The sequence below is a fragment of the Gardnerella sp. C0684A1 genome (assembly GCF_055326835.1).
In genome coordinates this window covers 1-242 of sequence record NZ_JBLTSX010000080.1, presented here as the reverse complement: position 1 = coordinate 242, position 242 = coordinate 1, and the positions used below count along the sequence as shown (strand labels likewise).

General features: G+C 73.6%; 1 protein-coding gene. It reads right to left on the bottom strand.

What is annotated here, in order from left to right; all coding sequences use genetic code 11:
• On the bottom strand, nucleotides 1-242 hold a 242-nt coding region (locus ACNEUN_RS06410; RefSeq protein WP_463631623.1), incomplete at both ends, for a hypothetical protein.

The following is a 242-nucleotide window of genomic DNA, read 5'->3' as shown; positions in this document are numbered from 1 at the left end:
CCGCGAACTGCATCGCGATGCGCAGGCCGGCGGGCGCCGTCTGGCCGGCCGGCTTGGGATTGACCGGGCCGGCATCGGCAGCGGCGGTGCCGCCGGTGGACTGGCAGTTGCTCCAGGCGTTGCCCCAGAAGCAGTAGAACTGCCAGCCGGCGACACCGTCGAAGGCGCGCAGCGCCGGGTTGCGCTGGGCCAGCTGCTGCAGCCCGCTCTGACGCTGGGCCTGCAGTTCCTCGACGCTGCGC